Raw genomic sequence first — 21,262 nt, forward strand, 5'->3', positions numbered from 1 at the left:
GGGAAGACCGATGAGTACGGACAGTTACGAACTTTTCTCTTCTGAAGCCGAACAGAACGGCGTGAAGCTGGAGATCTTCATCGTTTCCGATTTTACGGGCGAAACCGCCGAAAGCGTGACGCGCGCCGCGCTGCGCCAGTTCGACGAGGCGCGGCACGTCGTGGCGCTGCGCCGTTTCCGCACGGTCGACACGATCGACAAGCTGATCAACATCTGCTGGCAGGCGAAGGAAAACAAGGCGATCATCGTCTGCACTCTGGTGGCGCAGTCGGTGCGCGAGGCCCTGATGCGTTACGCCGGGGAGATGGGGCTGAAAGTCATCGATCTGATCGGCCCGACGCTGGATACGATCTCGGCCCGGCTGGGAATTCCTCCCAAGGGGACTCCGGGGTCGCAGCACAAACTCGACGAGGCCTATTTTCGCCGCGTCAAGGCCCTCGAGTTTTCGAGCACCTGCGATGACGGCGCCAATCCCAACCTCCTTCCGGAAGCCGAACTGGTCATCGTCGGCGTTTCGCGGACCTGCAAGACGCCTCTGTCGATGTATCTGGCCAACAAAGGCATCCGCACCGCCAATGTTCCGCTCGTTCCTGAACTGGCGCCGCCGGATGAACTTTTCACGCTGCCGCACGGCCGCATCATCGGTCTGGTCATCCAGCCCGAAGCGTTGCGCAAGATTCGCCGGGAACGGCTGCAAATCATCGGTCTCGATCCCGACAAGGCTTTTTACGCTCAGGAGGGCCGCGTCAAAGCCGAGCTCGATTACGCGCGCCATATTATGGAGCGCCTGCAGATCAAAGCGATCGACGTGACGGGCCGCGCTCTGGAGGAGACGGCTCAGGTCGTTCTGGACTATCTTCGCGAGCAGGGCTGCTCTGCTCTGCTGGATTGAGTGGCTCTGACCGGGCGAATACTCCCGGTTTCACGCAATAAACATCTTATATTTTTTGGAGGCTGCGCCGATGGAAAACTACAATGCAATTAAGTGGTTTGAAGAGATACGCAAAGATGACATTCCCGTTGTGGGCGGCAAGGGAGCCAACCTGGGCGAGCTGACCTCGACCGGCGCTCCCGTTCCTCCCGGATTCTGCGTTATTGCCGAAACCTATGCGCGTTTTATCAAGGAGAACAGTCTGAACACGCAGATCTCGGAGCTTCTCAAGGACCTGGATTTTGAAGACACGGCGGCGCTTCAGCAGAAGACGGAGACGATTCGAAGTTTGATCCAGAAAGCGCCGATTCCCGCTTCGATCGAAAAGCAGATCGTCGAAGCCTACGAAAAACTGGCGGACAAGGTGGGGCTGAAAGATCCCGACGTCGCCGTCAGAAGCTCCGCTACCGCGGAAGACCTGCCCGACGCCTCGTTCGCCGGGCAGCAGGACACTTACCTCCATGTGATCGGAGCCCCGTCGGTCGTGGATCACGTGAGACAGTGCTGGGCTTCGCTCTGGACGGCCCGCGCGACGTATTACCGCCAGAAACAGAATTACGATCACTTCAACGTTTCGCTGTGCGCCGTCGTGCAGAAAATGGTGGCCAGCGAAAAATCCGGCGTGATGTTCACCGCCAACCCCATCACGAACGAACGCGGTCAGCTGATGATCAACGCCAGCTGGGGGCTGGGCGAAGCGGTCGTGTCGGGGTCGGTCTCGCCCGACGAGTTCATTCTCGACAAGGAGACGCTTACCGAACTCGACGTCACCATCGCGGACAAAAAGGTCATGATCGTCGACAAGGAAAAGGCCGGCGGCACCGTGACCGTGAACGTCGCCGATTATCTGGGGCCGGCTGCGGTCAGCTCCCGCTGCATGAGCGTCGAAGAAGTCCGCCGCCTGGCCGAGGCCGGCAAGGCCATCGAAGCGCATTACGGTGTTCCTATGGATATCGAATGGGGACAGGACAGGGACACGAAAAAACTTTACATCCTTCAGGCTCGTCCGATCACGACCCTGAAAGAGGAGCCCGCCAAAAAGGAGAACACGATCATGGATCAGAAAACTTTAACGGTGCTTGTGCGCGGACTGGCGGCCTCGCCCGGAATCGCCCACGGGCGCGTGGTGCGCATCGACTCGCTTCAGGAAATCGCCCGCGTCAAAGACGGCGACGTGCTGGTGACGGGCATGACCAATCCCGACATGGTCCCGGCGATGAAAAAAGCCTGCGCGGTCGTCACCGACGAAGGCGGACGCACCTGCCACGCGGCCATCGTTTCCCGCGAACTGGGGATCCCCTGCATCGTCGGCAGCAAAAACGGCACCGAAATCCTTGCGGAAGGGATGGAGATCACCGTCGACGCCACCCGCGGCGTCGTCTACCGCGGCAACGTCAACCTCTCTTCGGATCAGGACATTCATTCGCCCGTTGCCGAGGGCGCGGCTGCGAAACAATCGGCGGCCGCCGTCGCGGAAGCCGCTCCGATCACGGGCACGAAGATCTACATGAACCTGGGCGACGCTTCGATCATCGGCAAGTACAGCCGCCTGCCGTTCGACGGCATCGGGCTGATGCGCACCGAGTTCATCTTCTCGCATGTCGGCGTTCACCCCATGTATCTGCTGCGCACGGGGCGCGGAGAAGTGCTGATCAACGACATGAGCGAGGCCATCACGACCGTGGCCCAGGCCATTTATCCCCGGCCTCTCGTCGTGCGCATGAGCGATTTCCGCACCAACGAGTTCCGCGGCCTCGAGGGCGGCGAAGTGGAGCCGGAAGAGAACAATCCCATGATCGGCTGGCGCGGCGTCTCGCGTTATATCTCGCCGGCCTATGAAGAGGGTTTCCGTCTCGAGTGCAAGGCCATCAAGAAAGTTCGCGACGAGTTCGGCCTGATCAACGTCTGGGTCATGCTTCCCTTTGTGCGCACGACCTGGGAAGTGGTCCGCGTCAAAGAGATCATGGCCTCCGAAGGGCTGGTCCAGAATAAATCCTTCAAGATCTGGATCATGGCCGAGGTGCCGGCCGTCGTTTTCCAGGCGGAAGAGTTCGCCCGGCTGGTCGACGGCTTCAGCATCGGCAGCAACGACCTGACTCAGCTGGTGATGGGCGTCGACCGTGATTCCGGCATCCTCAACAACATGGGCTACTTCGACGAGCGCGACCCTTCCGTGAAAAATGCGATCAAGACGCTGATCCATGCGGCGCACAAACAGGGAATCACGTGCTCGATCTGCGGCCAGGGGCCGTCGCTCTATCCCGACTTCGCCGAGTTCCTGGTGCGCGAGGGCATCGACAGCATGAGCGTGAATCCCGACACGGTCGCCTACACGCGGCGGCTCGTCGCTGGCGTGGAGCAGAGAATGATCCTGGGCGGCATGAGAAAAGTGATGGGACAGGAGCTTTAGCTTTTCATGACAAACGAAAAGGAGCCGGAGGTTTTTGCCTTCGGCTCCTTTTTTCTATTTAAAGACACAAATTTGACAACTGGAAATTGGACGCTAAAATGTCCGACAGTCATCAAGCGTTTTTTCGGATTTTTAAATCGAGGAGAAAGGATGTGCCTGCATGATGCGAGTTTTGAGTTCCGCAGAACAGTCCTGTCTGACTGTGGACGCGCAGGCTTTGATCTATCGATATCGAACCCAGAAGTGGCTTACGCAGAAGCAGTTCGAGGATCTGATCACCGAAGTTGTCGCGATCTCCAGAATGCGCCAGTTCCCCGGCGATGCCGAATTGGTCGCCGCCGTGCTCCGCAGTGTGGGGGAGCACGATACTCCGGCAGGCTTTTGGGAAGTATCGCTTCAAAAACAGGAATCAGACCATCTCTTCAGTTGAAAACATCATCGAAAGGAGAGCATCATGGCTCCGACAGCAAAAACTCGGAAGACGGCCGCAAAAACGGTCTCAAAAAGAAAAACGGGCGCCGCGGCGACGAGAAGCGCGGCGCCTTCCGGAAAGAAAACGACGGCCGGCGCTTCTGCAAAGTCCGCATCGATAAGGAAAAAAACGACGAAGCCCGCCGGGAAAACGTCGGAAGAAGCGAAGAAGGCCGTGCCGCCCCGGCGCGACAAGACGTTGGTGGTCGTCGAGTCGCCGACGAAAGCGAAGACGCTGACGAAGATTTTAGGCTCCGGCTATGTTGTCAAAGCCAGCGTCGGCCACATTGTCGATCTGCCCAAGAGCCGCCTGGCGATCGACATCGAAAACGGTTTCAAACCGGAATATATTTTAGTGAAGGGCAAAGCCCCCGTAAAAAAAGAACTTCAGGCCGCCGCCGCTACGGCCAAAAGAATCCTTCTCGCCGCCGACCCCGACCGAGAAGGGGAGGCGATCGCCTGGCACGTCGCCGGACTGCTCGGCGTCGATCCCGCCGAGAACTGCCGAGTGCGTTTTCACGAGATCACGGCCGACGCCGTTAAAAGCGCCGTGAAGGAGCCGGCCCCGATCGACATGGACCGCGTCGACGCGCAGCAGGCGCGGCGCGTGCTTGACCGTTTGGTGGGCTACACGCTGAGCCCGCTCCTCTGGAAGAAGATCCGCCGCGGACTCTCGGCCGGACGGGTGCAGTCGGTCGCTCTGGCGATCCTCTGCGAGCGCGAGCAGGAAATCGAAAATTTCGTGCCTCAGGATTACTGGAATGTCTTTGTCGACGCGACAGCCGACGACGGACGCGCCTACAGGCTGCACGTCGAAAGGGAGAGCGGGCGCAGCCTGCTTTCCGACGGCAGAACTCTGGCGATCGACACGCCCGCCAAAGTCCGCGATATCGAAAAGACGCTGGAGGAGAAGCCTTTGCTCGTCGCGAGTTTCACGGCGAAGAAAAACGCGCGGAAACAGCCGGCCCCGTTCAAAACCAGCACGATGCAACAGATCGCCGCAAGCCGGCTGGGCTTTTCCCCGCGGCGCACCATGGGGATCGCGCAGAGCCTCTTCGAAGGCGTCGCCATTCCCGGACACGGCACGGTCGGTCTGATCACTTACATGAGGACCGACAGTCTGCGCATGGCGCCGGAAGCGCTGAATCAGGCGCGAAAAGTGATCGAAGGGCGCTGGGGCAAAAAATATCTTCCGGCAAAAGCCGTCGTTTATCAGGCTGGCGCCAACGCTCAGGACGCCCACGAAGCCATCCGCCCCACGGACTTCACCCTGACTCCCGAATCGGTCAGAGGATCTCTGACGACAGAACAGTACCGGCTCTACGATATGATCTGGCGGCGCAGCGTCGCCTCGCAGATGGCCCCCGCCGTCGTGGATAGCGCGACGCTTGACTGCGAGTGCGGGAAATACGGACTGCGCGCCCAGGGCGCCGCCGTCAGTTTCGACGGCTGGGGCGCCGTCTGGGATCTTGACGTCAAGGATTCCATGATCGAGAAAGCGCAGGAAGGCGAGCTGCTGAGGGTCCAGAACGTCGATTCCAAAAAGGAGCAGACCAAGCCGCCGGCACGCTTTACCGAGTCGACACTGATCAAGACCCTTGAGGACGACGGGATCGGGCGTCCTTCCACCTACGCGACCATCGTCGAAACGCTTTACGACCGTTCCTACGTCGCGCGGGAAGAAGGCCGCAGGCTGAAGCCGAGCGAATTGGGGCGGTCGGTGAATAAATTTCTGCTCGAGCATTTCGACGGAAAATCGACGTCGCCGATCGTCGACGTCGGTTTTACCTCTTCCATGGAAAGTTCTCTCGATCAGGTCGAGTCGGGAAAGAAAAACTGGGTCGAACTGATCGGGCAGTTTTGGGAGCCTTTCACCCACGCCATCGCCGAAGCCGAAAAAGCGCCGACGGTCCCGCCTCCGCCGCCCGAGCTGACGGGCGAGACCTGCCCGCAGTGCGGCAGGCCGCTCGTGAAAAAGCAGGGACGCTTCGGCGAATTCATCGGCTGTTCGGGATTCCCCGAGTGCCATTACATCAAGCCGGTTCAAAAGGAAATCGGCGTGCCCTGCCCTAAATGCGGAACCGAGCACGGCGGACAAGTCGTGCAGCGCAAAAGCAAAAAAGGGCGCACGTTCTACGGCTGTTCCCGCTATCCCGACTGCGATTACGTTTCCTGGAACAAGCCGGCGGCCGAAAAATGCCCGGCCTGCGGCGGCCTGATGGAATATGTCGGCCGGTCGAGGACGCCCGTCTGCACGAAGTGCGCCCATAAGGGAGAGAGCTAAATGCAGCCCGTCGTCGTCGCCGGCGGCGGTCTGGCCGGCTCCGAAGCGGCCTGGCAGCTTGTGCGGCGCGGAATTCCCGTGCACATGTTCGAGATGCGCCCAGTCGTCTCGAGCCCGGCTCACCGCACCGACAAGCTGGGCGAACTGGTCTGCAGCAATTCGCTGGGCTCCGACCGCGACGACTCCGCGGCGGGGCTTCTCAAGGAGGAGCTCCGCGCCCTCGACAGCCTGGTCATGAAAGCCGCCGATGCGCATTCGGTGCCTGCGGGAAAAGCGCTCGCCGTGGACCGCGAACGGTTCTCGCGGTTTATTACCGACGCGCTGCTGAAAAACCCTCTTTTTACGCTGACCCGCCGCGAAGTCACCGAAATTCCCGCAAGACCCTGCATCATCGCCAGCGGCCCCTTGACGTCACCGGCGCTGGCTTCGAAGCTCCAGACCCTGTTCGGGCAGGATTATCTCTATTTTTACGACGCCGTCGCCCCGGTGATCGAGCTGGAGTCAGTCGACATGTCCGTCGCGTACCGCAGAGACCGCTATGCCGACGGCGAGGGCGGCGATTACGTCAACTGCCCGATGGACGAACAGCAGTATCAGACGTTTTACGAGGCTTTGATCGCGGCCGAAAGGATACCGCTGCATGATTTCGAAGGGAAGGCGGAATACTTCGAAGGCTGCATGCCGGTCGAAGTCATCGCCTCGCGCGGGCGCGACACGCTTCGTTTCGGCCCGCTGCGTCCCGTCGGGCTGAACGATCCCCGCACGGGAAAGCGTCCCTACGCCGTCGTGCAGATCCGGCAGGACAACGCCGAAGGCACGCTTTACAACCTTGTCGGTTTTCAGACCAACCTGCGCTGGGGAGAGCAGCAAAGAGTTTTTCGTCTGATTCCCGGACTCGAACATGCCGAGTTCGTGCGGATGGGCGTCATGCACCGCAATATTTACGTCGACGCACCGCGCTGCCTCGACGGCTGCCTGCGGCCCCGGGGAATGGATTCGCTTTTTCTGGCGGGGCAGATGACCGGCGTGGAAGGTTACGTGGAAAGCACGGCGATGGGAGCTGTCGCCGCGCTGGGCGTTTTTTCCTTCCTGAACGGGCTGCCTCAGCTGCAGTGGCCTGCGGAGAGCGCCATCGGCGCGCTGCTTTTCAGATTGAAGGACGCCACCAATCCCCGCTTCGCTCCGACGAACGCGAATATGGGGATTTTCCCGCCTCTGGACGAGAAAATCAAAAACCGCAGGGAACGCCATGAGAAAATTTTAAGCCGCGGACGCCTGAGATTCTTACAATTTAAGGCAAACAACGCCTTGTTCTTTTCTGAACCAGGCGAAAAATGACTTCTTGAGTGAAAAAAGGATTTCGAATAGTTTTATTTGTATGAAGTGTCCTGTTATCTAAGATGTTTGGACAAAGTGGAGATTTCCCAAAATTAGTGATTTTTACGTGAATTCATGTTATGATTTAAATCGGCAGCGCTGTGAAACAGTTCGTATAACTATAGAGGAGAAACGCCAATGTCCGAGGTTTCAATGAACAGTCAGTTGGATTCTTTTCTTGAATACCTGCGGAACAACAAGGCCAGTTCCGAAAATACCGTGACGAATTATGCGGTCGATCTTGCGCAGTTTGCCGACTTTGTCGAGAATCAAGGGATCGCTCTCAGCGAAATTACGACGCCGCTGATCCGCGCGTTCCTGCGCTCGCTTGCCGGTTTCGGCTATGCGAACTCATCCATCGCGCGAAAACTTTCCACCGTAAAGGCATTTGAGCTTTATCTTCTTGAAAAGGGACTCATCGCGGCCGATCCCGCGGCCTCGGTCCGCAGCCCCCGCCTCCCCGAACGACTGCCACGAGCCTTGTCGCGCGACGGGATCGAGCGGCTGATCGAGGAAGCATGGAAAATAAAGCCCTCTTTGCGCAACGGCACGATCCTTGAAGTGATGTACGGCTGCGGCGTCCGCGTGGCGGAACTCGTTTCTCTGCGCTGGGAGGACGTCGATCTGGACGAACGCTGGCTCAAGGTCAGAGGCAAAGGCGACAAGGAACGTCTCGTTCCATTTGGCCGCTATGCCAAAGAAGCGCTGATAAAATGGGAAGCCGTGTGCCCGCGGGAACCGGGATTTCTTTTTCCGGGAAAGGCGGGGGCCGGCATCACGGTGAGGACGGTACACCGGCTCGTGGTTCAGGCCGCGCGAAACGCCGGACTTGAAAACGTCACGCCGCACTCCGTACGCCACAGCTTTGCCACGCATATGCTGGAAGGCGGGGCCTCGCTGAACGTCCTCCAGGAACTGCTGGGGCACGAGAGCCTGCTGACGACGCAGCGCTATTTGAAGATCACGCCCGGTCATTTGAGAGACAGCTACATGGCGGCCCATCCCAGGTCGGGCGAGGAGGAATGAAAATGTCTCGGGATATGACGATTCATGGTACGACGATCGTCTGTGTGCGCAGGAACGGCCAAGTGGCCATGGGCGGCGACGGACAGATGACTTTGGGCAACCAGATCATCAAAGCGGGGACGAAAAAGGTCCGCAAGCTCTACGACGGCAACGTCCTTGTCGGATTCGCCGGCGCCACGGCCGACGCGATGACGCTGATGGAACTTTTCGAGAAAAAATTGCAGGAGTACAGCGGAAATCTGATGAGGGCATCCGTTGAGCTGGCCAAAATGTGGCGCACCGACCGCATGCTACAGAAATTGGAAGCCATGCTGCTCGTGGCCGATCGGGAACATACTATTTTGCTGTCGGGCGCCGGGGACGTGATCGAACCGGAAAACGACGCGGCGTCCATCGGGTCCGGTTCGGGGTTTGCTTTGGCGGCGGCCCGGGCCTATCTGGACGTTTCCTCTCTCGACGCAGAAGCGATCGTGAGACGTTCTTTGCTTATAGCTTCCGAAATCTGCATTTATACCGACAATATTCTCACGGTGGAGGTCCTGTGATGCTTTTGACGGAAGAGATGAAAAATCTGGTGCCTTCGGCTATCGTGCAGTATCTCGACCGTTATATCGTCGGGCAGGAAAAGGCAAAACGCGCCGTGGCCGTCGCCCTGAGGAACCGCCTCCGGCGCCGCAAACTGCCCGAAGATCTGGCGCAGGAGATCGCGCCGAAAAACATTTTGATGGTCGGCCCTACCGGCGTCGGCAAGACGGAAATTGCCCGGCGTCTTGCCGACCTCGTCAACGCGCCGTTCGTGAAAGTGGAAGCGACGAAATTCACCGAGGTCGGCTACGTAGGGCGCGACGTCGAGTCGATGGTCCGCGACCTCGTGGAAAATTCCATGCAGATGGTCAAGAAGCGGATGATCGCCGGCGTCCAGTCCGTGGCGTTCGAACACGCGCAGGAGCGCCTGGTGGATTATCTGCTTCCGGTGAGAAAAAGCTCGTCCGCCGCGGGGATTCCCACGTTTCTGAACTATCTCAAGAAAGAGCAGCCGGAAGATGTGCCGCCGGAAGAGAGCCCGGCGGTGCGCCAGAGTACGCGCGAGCGCATGCTGAACATGCTGAAGGGCGGCAAGCTGGACGAACGGGAAGTGGAAATCGACGTTCAGGAAAGTACCAGTCCCGTCACTTCTTTTGGCAACGGCGAAATGGGCGGCATCGGCATCAACATCTCTGAGATGTTGGGCGGCATCATGCCCAAAAAGAGCAAAAAACGCCGCATGAAAGTGAAAGACGCGCTTCGCGTCCTGCAGGCCGAGGAAGCTGAGAAGCTCATCGACATCGAAGCCGCCACGCAGGAGGCTTTGGATAAAGCGCAGCAGGAAGGGATCATTTTCATCGACGAGATCGACAAAATCGTCTCCCGGGGGCGCGGCGGCGGTCCGGACGTCAGCCGCGAAGGCGTACAGCGGGATCTGCTTCCCATCGTCGAAGGCTGCTCCGTCACTACGAAATACGGCCAGGTGAAAACGGATCATATTTTCTTTATCGCCGCCGGCGCCTTTCACGATGCAAAACCCTCCGACCTCGTTCCCGAGCTTCAGGGACGGCTGCCCATCCGCGTCGAGCTGACGGCGCTTGGAAAAGAAGAGCTGCGGCGCATTCTGGTCGAACCGCAGCACAGCCTGATCCATCAAGCGGTCGCCTTGATCGAAACCGAAGGCGTTGAACTGCGTTTTACCGGCGAAGCCGTGGAAGAAATCGCGGCGATGGCCGAACGGATGAATCTGGAGATGGAGAACATCGGGGCGCGCCGCCTGCACACCATTCTGGAGCAGCTTTTGGAGGAAATCAGTTTTTCCGCGCCGGAGCGGGCAGGCGAAGCGATTGAAATCGACACGTCTTTCGTTGTGGAGAAGCTTGAACCACTTGTTGGCAATAAGGATCTGCGGCGGTATCTTCTTTGATTTTCATGGCTGAAAGGAGACGGAATTCTTATGAAACGCTCATATGCAAAGGAAAAGTTGCCCGAAGGTTTAAACGGCGCCGTCGATAACGACGAGATGCATGAACTGCTTGAGAAAACGCGTCAAGTCGGGAGAGCGATGCAAGGCCGTCGCGAAGGAACGCGCCCCGATTATAACAAGCTGGCGCGCCTGCTCTGCGAATTCTCGACCGCGAACGTCTACGTTTTGAGCAGAGAAGGGCAGATCCTGGGATACGCATGGGTGAACGAATACCACAGCGAAGCCATCGCTTCCTTTATTGAGCAAGGCTATATGCCCGAAAGCTTTGTGGAAAGACTGTCGCAGCAGAGAGAGACCGTCCTGAGCAAAGCCGATGGAGCGCTTTTTGACGATCAGGCAGAAAACGCGGCTGATAAGACGGCTCTCTATGTGCCGATCTATGGAGCCTCAGAGCGCTTGGGAACGCTCGTACTGGCCCGTTTTGCGAGCAACTTCTCAACCCAGGATCTCGTCCTGGCCGAATACCTGGCGACGCTGGTCGGCATTGAAATCCTGCACGACCGTTCCCGGCAGATCGAAGAACTTGCCCGAGAGCGTCTTGTTGTGAATATGGCCATGAAAGCCCTTTCGTATTCTGAAATTGACGCGATCAACCATATCATCACGCGGCTCAAGGAGCTCTCGGCCGAAAAGAACGCCGGTTTCAGAAAAGAGAACACCGAATGCGAAGGAGTCGTCATCGCCAGCAAGATCGCCGATCACGTCGGGGTGACCCGCAGCGTGATCGTCAACGCGCTGCGCAAGCTCGAGAGCGCTGGGATCATCGAAAGCCGCAGTTTGGGCATGAAAGGCACTTTTATCAAAGTGCTGAGTCCCTTGTTCGTGGAGGAACTGGCTTCCAAATTTAAGCGCACGGAATGACTGTCAGTACCTGGAGCATGCCGTTAAAAGTCTGGGGTTCTAAAAATTTGACACTGGCAAGCTCTCTTAACTTGAGATAAAATGGGCGTAATTCCACAAAACTTCTGGAGGTATTTCATGAGGATGAGACGCCCTTTGTTGTGGAGAAGTCTGCTGCTGTTCCTGTTGGCTTCTCAATTATGCTGGCAAGCAAGGGCGGCTGCCGAGCCTGCAGGGCAGGCGAGACAGTCTCTGGATTCCGTACATTCTGCAAAGCACGTGCAGAAAGCGAAAACCGATGCGGCTTCTTATATCTTCCGCTACTACAACAGTTCTTTGAGCATGGACAAAGCGAATGAGTACGCCCGTTATGTCATGGAAGCGTCGAGCCGCTTCTCGGTGGATCCGGCGTTGATTACTGCTATAATTGTCAAAGAATCGCGCGTCAAGGTCAACGCGCGTTCCAAGTACGCGGTCGGTTTGATGCAGGTATATTGGAAGCTGCACCGCAACACGATCATGGCTCAATTTCCCCATATCCGTACAGAAAAGATATTGATGGAACCTCGCAATAACATAATGGTTGGCACATGGATCTTTTCCAGGTACATGGCACACTGCAAGGGGAACGTTACAAAGGCGCTGGGGAGGTATCTGGGGTCCCAGGCTAATCGTTATGTGGCATTGGTCACGAAATATCGAGGGCATTACACTGAGAGAGTCCTGTTGAATCTGCAGCATGCTTCGAAACGGGCCGTTTCTTAGTGAACAACTATTGCGATGAAAAATGAATATCAATAAAATTTTTATGGAGGCGGAGAAATCATCATGAGCAAATTAGTCAATGACGTATATCTTTCCGGCGTGGTCCACTTTCTGAAGGGCGAGAGCTACGGCGAGAGCCGTTTGGGAAAATATTTCGAGTTCTCCCTCAAGCGCCAGTACAGCGATACGGACGGGTGCGACCGCGTCGATTATCTTCGCATGAGAGTCTTTGATCCGGCGATTCAGGAATGGATTGTCAAGCAGGAAGAAGGCGCGCCCGTGTGGATTGCCGGCGAACTTCGTTCGTCCCTCGGCAGCGGTCGGATCTACGTGATGGTTTCCAAGATTCAGGCATTGAATCAGCTTTAAAATTTCACAATAAATTTGAGAAAGGGAAGTTCACACTATGCCCGATTTGGCGCCAGGTGATGTGGTAACGGGAATCGTCGAACAGATCATGCCCTATGGGGCCTTTGTTCGTCTTCAAAGCGGCCAGAAGGCAATGATCCACATCTCGCAGCTTTCCCACAAGTTTATCAAAAGTGTCGATGCCGTTCTGCAGCCGCAGCAGGAGATTAAGGCGAAAGTTATCAAGATAGACGAAAAAGGCCGCATTGATCTGTCTTTGAAGGCGCTTGAAGAGCCTCCGGCGGTCCCGGTTCAACGAATGCCCCGGCATGTGACGGCCGCAGTTTCTGATGAAACGGTCGGCTCGGACGATTTTGAAAAAAAGTTATCCACTTTCCTGAAAAACAGCGAGGAGAAAATCTCTTCGCTGATGAACGCCAAAAGCGGCAAAGGGGGACGCTCGCCGCGCCGAAAAGGCGCTCGTCCCTAAATGTGTATGAGAAATTTGCGGCGAGAGGTTCACGGGAACCTCTCGCTTTTTTCGACGCGCGACGAGATTGTTACGGCTGGTCAGATGGTTGGGCGCAGTTTTCACAAGGGGCTTGTCTTATCCGTCGCGGCGCGCTGCACATGGGGAATGCCTCAGGTTCTGAAATGTCGTCCCTTTTACAGAGGACACCCCTTTCCGACGCTCTTCTGGCTGACATGCCCCCATTTGGCGTACCAATGCGGACGTCTCGAGTCCGACGGAGGAGTCAGGGCACTGGAAGACTTTCTCCGCGAGAATGAAAAGGCGTACCGCCTCTACAATTCCCGCTATGCATGGGTGCGGATCTCTTCCTTGAGCGGTTGCGAACGATTTTTCCTGCGCCGATATTCTCCGAAGATCTGGAAAACCATGCTTAAAACCGGCATTGGCGGCATCCGTTTGACTGAAAACCCGGCCGTGAAGTGTCTGCATCTCCAGGCGGCAACGATGCTCGCTTTGCCGGGGCATCCCGCCGAAGCGTGGTTTGCAGAAAAAATTGAAGAGTTCTGTTGTAAAAAGGCTCACTGTAAAAAATATTTAGACTGAAAAATATCTGATAGAATAAGCTTGACGAATCCTTGCCCAAGCGATAGAATATTCCTCGTTCGCGGGTCGTTAGCTCAGTTGGCAGAGCAACGGACTTTTAATCCGTGGGTCGAGGGTTCGACCCCCTCACGACCCACCATGGATGCGGTCCCATAGTCTAGTGGCCTAGGACATCGCCCTTTCAAGGCGAGCACCTGAGTTCGAATCTCAGTGGGACCGCCATTTTTTTACGCCGGTGTAGCTCAGTTGGTAGAGCAGCGCACTCGTAATGCGCAGGTCTCCAGTCCGAATCTGGACACCGGCTCCATCCGATAACTTCCGCGTGTTTCCGAATGCGTTTTTCAGCCCGCTGAAAGGCGGGCTTTTTTGCGTCTTCGTTCCGGTTTTCTCCGATACTGTTATACTATTTCTCAATTAAAAATAAAAGCCCGAACACAAGGACGCTGCGGGGGACAGTGGCGTTATCGAATCGGAGGTTACCGCCTGATTTGTCTTATTAACGATCAGGAGTTGATCATTTTGGCCTTGAGTGTCGGACATCGGCGAGAAGTGCACAGGAACTCGATACGACAAAACGGCCCCGGCGACGGATCGATCATTCGTCGCCGGGGCCGTTTTCATGAAAATCGAGAGAGCACGCACGATGCGCTCCACGAACAGGCTAGCGCGGGGAAGCGGGAAGCGGCTGCTGCTCGGCGGCCGGTTCCGATCGGGGGACAGGCATCATTTCATCCTGCAGTCTGGTGCCGCAAACGATGAACAAGATCCCCGAAATCAGGAACATCAACGCTCTTCCAGTCCTGAGGCCTCTGTTCCGGAAGTGACGGAAAACGAGCGCGCCAAGGGCAAAAACGACATTGGCCGTCCCCAGGCAAAAGCAGAAAACGGGCAAATATCTCTCCATGCAGTTCACTCCTTAAATTAAATTCATTGAGCTGCCAGTCGGCTGGAAGTGCGCAGAAGGAAAAGAGAGGTCGCCCCAAAAGTCGATCGGGGCGGCCTCTCTGACGCGAATTGCCCGGGACGCCCTCCCATTCCCATCACATCAGGGAAGGCAACCAGAGGCTCAGCTGAGGAACCAGGCCGGCAATGATCAGAAGGACGATGATAATCGCGGCGAACGGAATGACTCCTTTGATGACCTCCTGCATTTTTACGTTGGGGAACAATCCGTTGATGACGTACAGGTTCATGCCAACCGGGGGCGAGATCAGCGCCATGGTCATGTTGATGGTGACCAGCACGCCGTACCAAATGGTGTTGACGCCGAGCGCGTGGAGAATCGGCGTTACCAGCGGCATGGTCAGCAGCACGACGGAGACTGTTTCAAGCAGCGCGCCGAGGACGAACATCAGCAGGTTCATGATGATGATGAACGTTGCGGCGGAGAGCTTGTTGTCGACCACGAAAGCGGTAAGGGCCTGGGGAATTCTCAAATAGGTCATGACGCGGCCGAACAGAAGGGCGCCGCAGATGATGATGGCAATCATGCAGCTTGAAGGAACCGCTTTCATACAGATCTTGGGAATGTCGGCGAATTTAACGGTACGATAGACGAACAGCGTGATGAAAAGGCTGTAGACCAGGCCGACGGCGGCAGCTTCCGTAGGCGTGAAGATGCCGGTATAAATACCGCCGATGATCAACAGGGGCAGAAAAATGCCGGGCAGGTTCTTGATGGTGATGGACATGCGTTCTTTCCAGGGTGCTTTGGGTTCCGAGATGTAGCCGCCATGCTTGCTCTTGTACACGACATAAACGATGAACAGCGCAGCGAGAAGCAATCCGGGAACGACCCCCGCCATGAACAGTTTGCCCGTGGAATCCTCGGTAACGGTGGCATAAATGATCATGGGAATGCTCGGGGGAATCAGGATGCCCAACGTTCCGCCGGCAGCGAGCAGCCCCAGCGTAAGAGTTTTGTCATAGCCATGCTTGATCAGGGCAGGATAGGCGACCATGCCGATCGTGGCGGCGGTCGCCGCTCCGGAACCGGTGATGGCGGCGAAGAAAGCGCAGGCGAGGATCGTGCCGATGCCCAGACCTCCCGGCAGATGACGGACCCAGGTGTTCATGACTTCGAACAGGTCGTCTCCCACCTTGCCGTCTAACAGTATCTGGCTCATCAGGATGAAGATCGGGATAGACAGCGTGTTGAAACTTTCCAGAGACGACCACATGGTGGTGCCGATGATCTTCATGGGCAAGTGGAAAATCTGGATCAGGATCAGCGACGTCATGCCCAGAGAAAACGCCACCGGCAGCCCCAAAGCGAGGATAAAAAGCAGAATGGCGACGACGAGAAGAAAGTTGGTCATATGAGCGTCCTCCCTTACTTGCGAAGGCCTTCGCCCGCACGAAGAGCTGCGATACGGTCAAGCAGGTTGATGAAGAACTGCAGAGCAAGAAGTCCAAAACCCAGCAGCAGGGGAAGCTGGATCCACCACACCGGAATGTGCAGGAGATTGTCGGTCAGTTTGTTCAGCCTGATGCTGGAGGCGATCATGAGCCAGGCTTGCCAGGAGACGACAACGCAAAAGACGATGCCCATAATGCTGGTGACGACATCAAGATAAAGCTGGATTCTTTTCGGGAACTTATCGAAGATCAAATCAATGCGGACATGTTTGCCCAGCATCAGCGTATAGGCTGCGCCAGCCAGCATGGTCCACATGAACAGGTAGATAGCGGTGTTCATGACCCAGATCGTCGGGGCCTTGAAGATGCCGCGCATCACGACTTCGTACGCGAGAATCAGACTCATCACGAGAATTCCGAGCCCGCTGAGATAGCCGCAGAAGGTATTGCCGGCCTTGACAAGAGCGCGAAGTTTGTTGAGCATATTTTGGGGGACCTCCTCTTTTGAGCTGAACGGAGCCCCAGCGATGCCGTCGGGGCTCCGTTCAGCATGGTCTGTTACCGGAAAGATTCTTTTAGTCGAAAACTTTATGAGACAGATCAACGAGTTTCTGTCCCGTCTCTCCAGCGCGCGCAACGTAGGCGTCCCAAACGCTCTTGGTTGCCGCAACCATTTGGGCGCGTTCGTCGGCGGTCAGCGTGTTGACTTCAAGACCCGCGTCGCGGACGATCTTTTCGGCGGCGCCTTCGGATTCCGCAACCGCGCCGCGAAGCCATTTCTCGGCGACTTTGCCGGCTTCGAGGATGGCTTCCTGGCTGTCGGCGTCAAGGCCGTTCCACCAGTCGAGGTTGGCCTGAACGGAGAACTGGGCCGTGCTGTAATTGGCGATGGTCAGATATTTGCAAACCTCGTAAATCTTGCGGGACACCGCAGCGGGCATGCCGGTGGTTGCGCCTTTCACGGTGCCGTTCTGAATGGCCATGTACATTTCCGCCGAACTGATCTGAGTGGGCGCCGCGCCGAGAGCCGTCAAGGTGATGGAGTCGCCGGCGCTGTAGGAACGCATCGTCAGACCTTCAAAGTCCTTGGGGCTGTGCAGGGGACGCACGTTGTTCCACATCTGAATGAAGCCGTAATCGACCCAGAAAAGGTTTTTCACGCCTTTCTTGTTGAACTCGGCGTCAAGAATATCCGCCGCGCCGGCATTCAAAAACTTTTCCGGCGAGGACAGGTCGACGAACAGAAAGGGAAGGTCGAACACGTCGGCAGCGGGCACCATGCCGCCCCACTTGTAGGTGCCGACGAGGCCGACTTCGACAAGACCGTCTTGGACCGCTTCGAGAATCTGGCTGTCATTGTACAGGGAACCGGAATCCGCGACATTGACCTTCAGTTTGCCGCCGCTCAACTCAACAACTTTGTCGGCGAAAACATGAATGGCCTTGGAAATATGGTGGGAAGGGGGAAATTGATTGGAAACAGTGAACTCCGCGCCAAAGGCGGCAGAGCAGGACAAAACCGCGACCGCAGCAAAAGCCGTTACTTTCTTAAACATCTACGACACTCCTCTAGAGAAATTTTTTGGAACTAATCCCTGAAAATTCCAGGAAAAATGCGGAACGGAGTTCCGCCTGAAACCGTGAAAAAGTCACTACTTCTGCACGGGCATCTCCGGTTTGGGCTTGCCAAAGGAACTCGCGCACAGGCTTCCCATCGTCTTCAAACCGTATGCCTTCAGCGCGCGGGCAACCGTCACAACTTTAAGAGGGTCAAGCCCGGTGTCGACGCCCATGCTTTGCATCAGGTAGACCAGATCTTCCGTTGCCGCGTTGCCGGCCGCGCCGGGGGCAAAAGGACAGCCGCCGAGGCCGCCGATGGCCGCATCGAACCTGTTGAATCCCTCGTCAAGGGCGCATTTCACGTTCATGTCGGAAAAACCGTACGTGTTGTGAATATGCAGATAGGTGGGGATCCCCCGAAGCGCCGGTTTGACGACCTGGAGCGTTTCGGTGAAGTCTTTGGGCGTGCAGGTACCGATCGTTTCGGCGAGGGTGATGCAGTCCACCCCCTTGGCGCGCACTTTGCCGATCAGCTCGGCCACCCGGCGGGGATCGGTGCGCCCCTCGAATGGGCACATGAAGGACGTGGCCATGGAAACGCAGATCTTCGCTTTGCCCCTGACAAGCGCGATAATGTCGTCCATGCCGGAGAGCGACTGCTCTACGGTGCGGCGGATGTTGGCCATATTATGGCTTTCGCTGACGGAAAACACCACGTTGACGACGTCAGCCCCGGCAGCTAAGGCATTCTCCGCCCCCTTGACGTTGGGGACCAGGGCGGTGAACTCCACGTCGGGATATTCTTTCTTGACGGCTGGCAGCACCTGGGCGGCGTCAGACAGTTGAGGAATCGCCTTCGGGCTGACGAAAGACGTGATTTCCATCTCCTTGATGCCGGTCGAAAGCATTTGGCCGATGAATTCGATCTTCTTTTCCGTGGGGATGAAATCGCAGATCCCCTGAAATCCGTCACGTGGGCAGACCTCGCGAATAACAGCGTTCTTGGGCAGACCGTCAAAATGCATCTGTTAACCTCCTCCTAAAAGTCAATACGGATCGAAAGGGCCGAGCGGGCGTTTAAATGACGCCTTTTTCGGAAAGCTCCCGAAGCCGCTCGTTGGACAGGCCGAAAACGCCCCCGTAAACTTCTGCGTTGTCGGCACCGGGAACAGCCGGCGCATGACGCGTGATCTCCACCGGCGTTCCCATAAGTTTGACAGGATTGCCGTTGACCTGCATGGGACCGATGACGGGGTGGGGCAGATCCACGAGCATCTCGCGGGCTTTGACCAGATGTTCGTCGGTCGTGACATCGCGAAGGTCGAAGATCGGGGCTGCCGGAACACCCACTCCCAGGATCTTGTCGACAAGCTCGTCAGCGTTGTAATTCTTGGTCCAGTCGTTGATGATCTCGCCGAGCGCGATCCGGTTCTCGGGCTTATTGCGCTCGAGCAGGGTGGCGAAGCGGGGGTCCTCAAGAAGATCCTTTCTGCCCATCAGATCGAGCAGTTTCTCGAACAGCCCCTGGTTGCCGCAGCCGATAATGAATTCCTTGTCTTTGGCTTTGAAGGAGTCATAAGGATAAGCCGCCGCGTATTCATTGCCCATTCTCTCGGGAATCTCATGGTTGACGAGATATCTCTGGATCCCCGTCTCCAGGCTGGACACGACCGAGTCAACGAGCGCCACGTCGACGCGCTGTCCCTTGCCGGTGATACTGCGGGCATTCAGAGCGGCCAGAAGGCCGATGGTAAGGTTCATGCCGCCCAGCACGTCTCCCATCGCGCTGCCGGACCGGCAGGGTTTGCCGCCGCGCGGACCGGTGATACTCATCAGACCGCCCATCGCTTGGGCAATGATGTCGTATCCGGGGCGTTCGCTGTAAGGACCGTAGCAGCCGAAACCGGAAACGGCGCCGTAAATGATCTTGGGATTCACTTCCTTCAAGACGTCATAACCGAGGCCGAGCTTGTCCATGACACCGGGACGGTAATTCTCGACGACCATATCAGCCGTCTTGACCATTTCAAGAAAAAGCTGTTTTCCCTCTGGCGCCTTCATGTTAAGGGAGACGCCTTTTTTGTTGCGGTTCACGTTGGCGTAGTACATGCTGCTTTTATTCTTGTAAGGACCAAAACTGCGAGTGTCGTCGCCTTTGCCGGGGATTTCGATCTTGATGACTTCGGCCCCCATATCCGCGAGCATCATCGTGCAATATGGTCCCGCCAGAACCCGAGTGAGATCGAGAACGCGAATGTTGCTTAAAGCTCCCATGTGAATATGCCCCTTTCGAATGAGTCAAGAAACGTCGGACTTTTAGTATAATATGATAATCTCCGCACCATGGTTCGGAATTGTTGCGTTTCGGCAGGATGTAGTGTAACCAGCTTCCTGAGAAGTAATGTACTCTCTAATGGCTCGTGAACCGTGAGCTTATTGCTGATGATATTGCTCTTTTTAGTCTTTGTTTAACTGAGCAAGGGCACGGCATGTTGGGAATCATGGTTACTGCCGGGACTGAACAGGAATGTCATCGGATTACCCAACCCGACTACAGTGTTTCCACAATTTAAAATGTGCATAGACTGCTTGCCATTTGCCGTAACGCTCCGGAAACTCTCTCCATGGCTCTCCACTTCTGCAAGCCACAAAACCCCATTGATGATCCTGCGATTATCGTATTTTACCGAATGCCTATATTCTCCTACTTTCGGATGTTCTCGCGGCAGGATATCCTTGATTCGATTCCATTTGCTGCCGGTCAGTTCATATCTTCTCGTTTCTATAGTCAGAGTTTAAGTGATTGAATTGATTTGGGCAATATGGCATTTTACAGAGTAGGCCTAATTGTAATGGCAAAAGGATCGCCGATGATATCGACTACTTCCCGCAGGTGAACGACTTTTCTAACGCGCGGGCCTCGTCAAGACCGATTAGCTTGTTGAATGAAGGAAAATCAACCATATCGTCCAGACACGCCTCACTAGTCCCTGCCTCTTTCAGCTTCGCGAGTGCAGCAGAAAGCGCTCTGGTGACGACGTAGATGGGCATGACCGGATAGATTGCGATCTTAAAACCCAGAGCAGCTAGCTCTTTCTGCGACAAGTTAGGCGTCTTGCCGTGCTCAACCATGTTGGCCGGTAGCGGACAGTTGGGAAACTCTGCAACGATACGCTTCATCTCGTCAATCGACTGCGGTGCTTCGACGAAAATCACGTCAGCCCCCGCCTCTTCAAAGGCATGACCGCGGGCGATGGCATCGTCCAAGCCATTGACGGCACGAGCGTCTGTGCGGGCGATGATCACCGTGTCAGGATTGCGCCGCGCATAGACAGCCGCACGGATTTTGGCAACCATTTCCTCACAAGGAATAAGTTGTTTGCCTTCCATGTGTCCGCATCGTTTGGGCATCACCTGATCTTCGAGCTGAATGCCACATGCTCCGGCCTGCTCATACGCGCGTACTGTGCGCACTACATTGAGCGAACCTCCGTAGCCATTGTCAGCATCGGCAATCACAGGAACGTTTGTGGCTTCAGCGATATTGTGCACTGACTCAACCATCTCGTGAAAGCTCATCAGCCCGATGTCAGGGCGTCCGAGGACACTAGCTGATACGCCGTAGCCGGTCATGTACACAACAGAAAATCCGGCGTGCTCGATAAGCCGCGCCGACCATGCGTCATATGCACCGGGGGCAGTGATAATACCGTCGGATGTCAGAAGTTCTCTCAGTTTTTTTGCTTTTGTCATCATTTAAATTTAATCGAATTTTTGTTCCGCTGGCAAGGGAAAAGTTCCGAACA

At 56.3% G+C, this 21,262-nt stretch carries 20 protein-coding genes, 3 tRNA genes and 1 pseudogene; 18 read left to right on the top strand and 6 right to left on the bottom strand.

What is annotated here, in order from left to right; all coding sequences use genetic code 11:
* The first annotated feature begins 10 nt into the window (after positions 1-10).
* The 18 genes and pseudogenes from FYJ74_RS00710 (at position 11) to FYJ74_RS11585 (ending at position 14,463) form a co-directional block, all read left to right on the top strand.
* Positions 11-892: a pyruvate, water dikinase regulatory protein gene (locus FYJ74_RS00710; protein WP_154527714.1), complete on the top strand. Its 882-nt coding sequence runs from the start codon at positions 11-13 to the stop codon at positions 890-892.
* A gap of 70 nt (positions 893-962) precedes the next feature.
* Positions 963-3,341: a phosphoenolpyruvate synthase gene (ppsA, locus tag FYJ74_RS00715; RefSeq protein ID WP_154527715.1), complete on the top strand. Its 2,379-nt coding sequence runs from the start codon at positions 963-965 to the stop codon at positions 3,339-3,341.
* Positions 3,342-3,501: 160 nt separating this feature from the next.
* Positions 3,502-3,771 (top strand): hypothetical protein, encoded by a 270-nt coding sequence (locus FYJ74_RS00720; protein WP_154527716.1) that lies wholly within the window; start codon positions 3,502-3,504, stop codon positions 3,769-3,771.
* A gap of 24 nt (positions 3,772-3,795) precedes the next feature.
* Complete coding sequence (gene topA / locus FYJ74_RS00725) at positions 3,796-6,096, top strand: type I DNA topoisomerase (protein ID WP_154527717.1); 2,301 nt, start codon at positions 3,796-3,798, stop codon at positions 6,094-6,096.
* On the top strand, positions 6,097-7,434 hold the full coding sequence (gene trmFO / locus FYJ74_RS00730; protein WP_154527718.1) for a methylenetetrahydrofolate--tRNA-(uracil(54)-C(5))-methyltransferase (FADH(2)-oxidizing) TrmFO: 1,338 nt from the start codon (positions 6,097-6,099) through the stop codon (positions 7,432-7,434).
* 177 nt (positions 7,435-7,611) lie between these two features.
* Positions 7,612-8,499 (top strand): tyrosine recombinase XerC, encoded by an 888-nt coding sequence (locus tag FYJ74_RS00735; RefSeq protein WP_229769269.1) that lies wholly within the window; start codon positions 7,612-7,614, stop codon positions 8,497-8,499.
* Positions 8,500-8,501: 2 nt separating this feature from the next.
* Positions 8,502-9,044: an ATP-dependent protease subunit HslV gene (gene hslV / locus FYJ74_RS00740; protein ID WP_154527719.1), complete on the top strand. Its 543-nt coding sequence runs from the start codon at positions 8,502-8,504 to the stop codon at positions 9,042-9,044.
* The gene (gene hslU, locus FYJ74_RS00745; protein ID WP_154527720.1) at positions 9,044-10,450 is read left to right on the top strand and encodes an ATP-dependent protease ATPase subunit HslU; all 1,407 of its coding nucleotides are present in this window, start codon (positions 9,044-9,046) and stop codon (positions 10,448-10,450) included. Before hslV ends, hslU begins: the two co-directional genes overlap by 1 nt.
* A 30-nt stretch (positions 10,451-10,480) precedes the next feature.
* Positions 10,481-11,371 carry a GTP-sensing pleiotropic transcriptional regulator CodY gene (codY, locus tag FYJ74_RS00750; protein WP_154527721.1) on the top strand — a complete coding sequence of 297 codons (891 nt, stop codon included), beginning with the start codon at positions 10,481-10,483 and terminating at the stop codon, positions 11,369-11,371.
* Between the two features lie 117 nt (positions 11,372-11,488).
* Positions 11,489-12,115, top strand: a complete 627-nt coding sequence (locus FYJ74_RS00755) for a transglycosylase SLT domain-containing protein (RefSeq protein ID WP_195838754.1) — start codon at positions 11,489-11,491, stop codon at positions 12,113-12,115.
* 63 nt (positions 12,116-12,178) lie between these two features.
* A complete protein-coding gene (locus FYJ74_RS00760) occupies positions 12,179-12,484 on the top strand; it encodes a hypothetical protein (RefSeq protein WP_009164346.1) in 306 nt (101 codons plus the stop codon).
* 37 nt (positions 12,485-12,521) lie between these two features.
* Positions 12,522-12,953 (top strand): S1 RNA-binding domain-containing protein, encoded by a 432-nt coding sequence (locus FYJ74_RS00765; protein ID WP_154527723.1) that lies wholly within the window; start codon positions 12,522-12,524, stop codon positions 12,951-12,953.
* Positions 12,954-13,538, top strand: a complete 585-nt coding sequence (locus tag FYJ74_RS00770; RefSeq protein ID WP_154527724.1) for a DUF501 domain-containing protein — start codon at positions 12,954-12,956, stop codon at positions 13,536-13,538.
* A gap of 63 nt (positions 13,539-13,601) precedes the next feature.
* A tRNA-Lys gene (locus FYJ74_RS00775) sits at positions 13,602-13,677 on the top strand.
* Positions 13,678-13,684: 7 nt separating this feature from the next.
* Positions 13,685-13,760 (top strand) — tRNA-Glu (locus FYJ74_RS00780).
* Positions 13,761-13,769: 9 nt separating this feature from the next.
* Positions 13,770-13,845 (top strand) — tRNA-Thr (locus tag FYJ74_RS00785).
* A 59-nt stretch (positions 13,846-13,904) separates the two neighbouring features.
* Positions 13,905-14,075, top strand: a pseudogene (locus FYJ74_RS00790) (type II toxin-antitoxin system RelE family toxin); the annotation flags it as partial.
* Between the two features lie 82 nt (positions 14,076-14,157).
* On the top strand, positions 14,158-14,463 hold the full coding sequence (locus tag FYJ74_RS11585; RefSeq protein WP_195838768.1) for a hypothetical protein: 306 nt from the start codon (positions 14,158-14,160) through the stop codon (positions 14,461-14,463).
* Between the two features lie 115 nt (positions 14,464-14,578).
* Here the strand turns inward: FYJ74_RS11585 and FYJ74_RS00795 are convergent, their stop codons facing one another.
* From FYJ74_RS00795 to FYJ74_RS00830, 6 genes are all read right to left on the bottom strand, one after another.
* Positions 14,579-15,856 carry a TRAP transporter large permease gene (locus FYJ74_RS00795; RefSeq protein ID WP_154527725.1) on the bottom strand — a complete coding sequence of 426 codons (1,278 nt, stop codon included), beginning with the start codon at positions 15,854-15,856 and terminating at the stop codon, positions 14,579-14,581.
* A 14-nt stretch (positions 15,857-15,870) separates the two neighbouring features.
* A complete protein-coding gene (locus FYJ74_RS00800) occupies positions 15,871-16,380 on the bottom strand; it encodes a TRAP transporter small permease subunit (protein ID WP_154527726.1) in 510 nt (169 codons plus the stop codon).
* 91 nt (positions 16,381-16,471) lie between these two features.
* Complete coding sequence (locus FYJ74_RS00805) at positions 16,472-17,452, bottom strand: TRAP transporter substrate-binding protein (RefSeq protein ID WP_154527727.1); 981 nt, start codon at positions 17,450-17,452, stop codon at positions 16,472-16,474.
* A gap of 96 nt (positions 17,453-17,548) precedes the next feature.
* Positions 17,549-18,481 (bottom strand): hydroxymethylglutaryl-CoA lyase, encoded by a 933-nt coding sequence (locus FYJ74_RS00810; protein ID WP_154527728.1) that lies wholly within the window; start codon positions 18,479-18,481, stop codon positions 17,549-17,551.
* 52 nt (positions 18,482-18,533) lie between these two features.
* Positions 18,534-19,730: a CaiB/BaiF CoA transferase family protein gene (locus FYJ74_RS00815; RefSeq protein WP_154527729.1), complete on the bottom strand. Its 1,197-nt coding sequence runs from the start codon at positions 19,728-19,730 to the stop codon at positions 18,534-18,536.
* Positions 19,731-20,336: 606 nt separating this feature from the next.
* Positions 20,337-21,212, bottom strand: a complete 876-nt coding sequence (locus FYJ74_RS00830; RefSeq protein ID WP_229769270.1) for an isocitrate lyase/PEP mutase family protein — start codon at positions 21,210-21,212, stop codon at positions 20,337-20,339.
* Positions 21,213-21,262: the final 50 nt, after the last annotated feature.

Source organism: Pyramidobacter porci, from assembly GCF_009695745.1.
Lineage (GTDB): Bacteria > Synergistota > Synergistia > Synergistales > Dethiosulfovibrionaceae > Pyramidobacter > Pyramidobacter porci.

Coding starts and splice junctions, on each gene's coding strand:
- FYJ74_RS00710 (WP_154527714.1), top strand. CDS start 11: ATGAGTACGGACAGTTACGAACTTTTCTCTTCTGAAGCCGAACAGAAC.
- ppsA (WP_154527715.1), top strand. CDS start 963: ATGGAAAACTACAATGCAATTAAGTGGTTTGAAGAGATACGCAAAGAT.
- FYJ74_RS00720 (WP_154527716.1), top strand. CDS start 3,502: ATGATGCGAGTTTTGAGTTCCGCAGAACAGTCCTGTCTGACTGTGGAC.
- topA (WP_154527717.1), top strand. CDS start 3,796: ATGGCTCCGACAGCAAAAACTCGGAAGACGGCCGCAAAAACGGTCTCA.
- trmFO (WP_154527718.1), top strand. CDS start 6,097: ATGCAGCCCGTCGTCGTCGCCGGCGGCGGTCTGGCCGGCTCCGAAGCG.
- FYJ74_RS00735 (WP_229769269.1), top strand. CDS start 7,612: ATGTCCGAGGTTTCAATGAACAGTCAGTTGGATTCTTTTCTTGAATAC.
- hslV (WP_154527719.1), top strand. CDS start 8,502: ATGTCTCGGGATATGACGATTCATGGTACGACGATCGTCTGTGTGCGC.
- hslU (WP_154527720.1), top strand. CDS start 9,044: ATGCTTTTGACGGAAGAGATGAAAAATCTGGTGCCTTCGGCTATCGTG.
- codY (WP_154527721.1), top strand. CDS start 10,481: ATGAAACGCTCATATGCAAAGGAAAAGTTGCCCGAAGGTTTAAACGGC.
- FYJ74_RS00755 (WP_195838754.1), top strand. CDS start 11,489: ATGAGGATGAGACGCCCTTTGTTGTGGAGAAGTCTGCTGCTGTTCCTG.
- FYJ74_RS00760 (WP_009164346.1), top strand. CDS start 12,179: ATGAGCAAATTAGTCAATGACGTATATCTTTCCGGCGTGGTCCACTTT.
- FYJ74_RS00765 (WP_154527723.1), top strand. CDS start 12,522: ATGCCCGATTTGGCGCCAGGTGATGTGGTAACGGGAATCGTCGAACAG.
- FYJ74_RS00770 (WP_154527724.1), top strand. CDS start 12,954: ATGTGTATGAGAAATTTGCGGCGAGAGGTTCACGGGAACCTCTCGCTT.
- FYJ74_RS11585 (WP_195838768.1), top strand. CDS start 14,158: ATGAAAATCGAGAGAGCACGCACGATGCGCTCCACGAACAGGCTAGCG.
- FYJ74_RS00795 (WP_154527725.1), bottom strand. CDS start 15,856: ATGACCAACTTTCTTCTCGTCGTCGCCATTCTGCTTTTTATCCTCGCT.
- FYJ74_RS00800 (WP_154527726.1), bottom strand. CDS start 16,380: ATGCTCAACAAACTTCGCGCTCTTGTCAAGGCCGGCAATACCTTCTGC.
- FYJ74_RS00805 (WP_154527727.1), bottom strand. CDS start 17,452: ATGTTTAAGAAAGTAACGGCTTTTGCTGCGGTCGCGGTTTTGTCCTGC.
- FYJ74_RS00810 (WP_154527728.1), bottom strand. CDS start 18,481: ATGCATTTTGACGGTCTGCCCAAGAACGCTGTTATTCGCGAGGTCTGC.
- FYJ74_RS00815 (WP_154527729.1), bottom strand. CDS start 19,730: ATGGGAGCTTTAAGCAACATTCGCGTTCTCGATCTCACTCGGGTTCTG.
- FYJ74_RS00830 (WP_229769270.1), bottom strand. CDS start 21,212: ATGATGACAAAAGCAAAAAAACTGAGAGAACTTCTGACATCCGACGGT.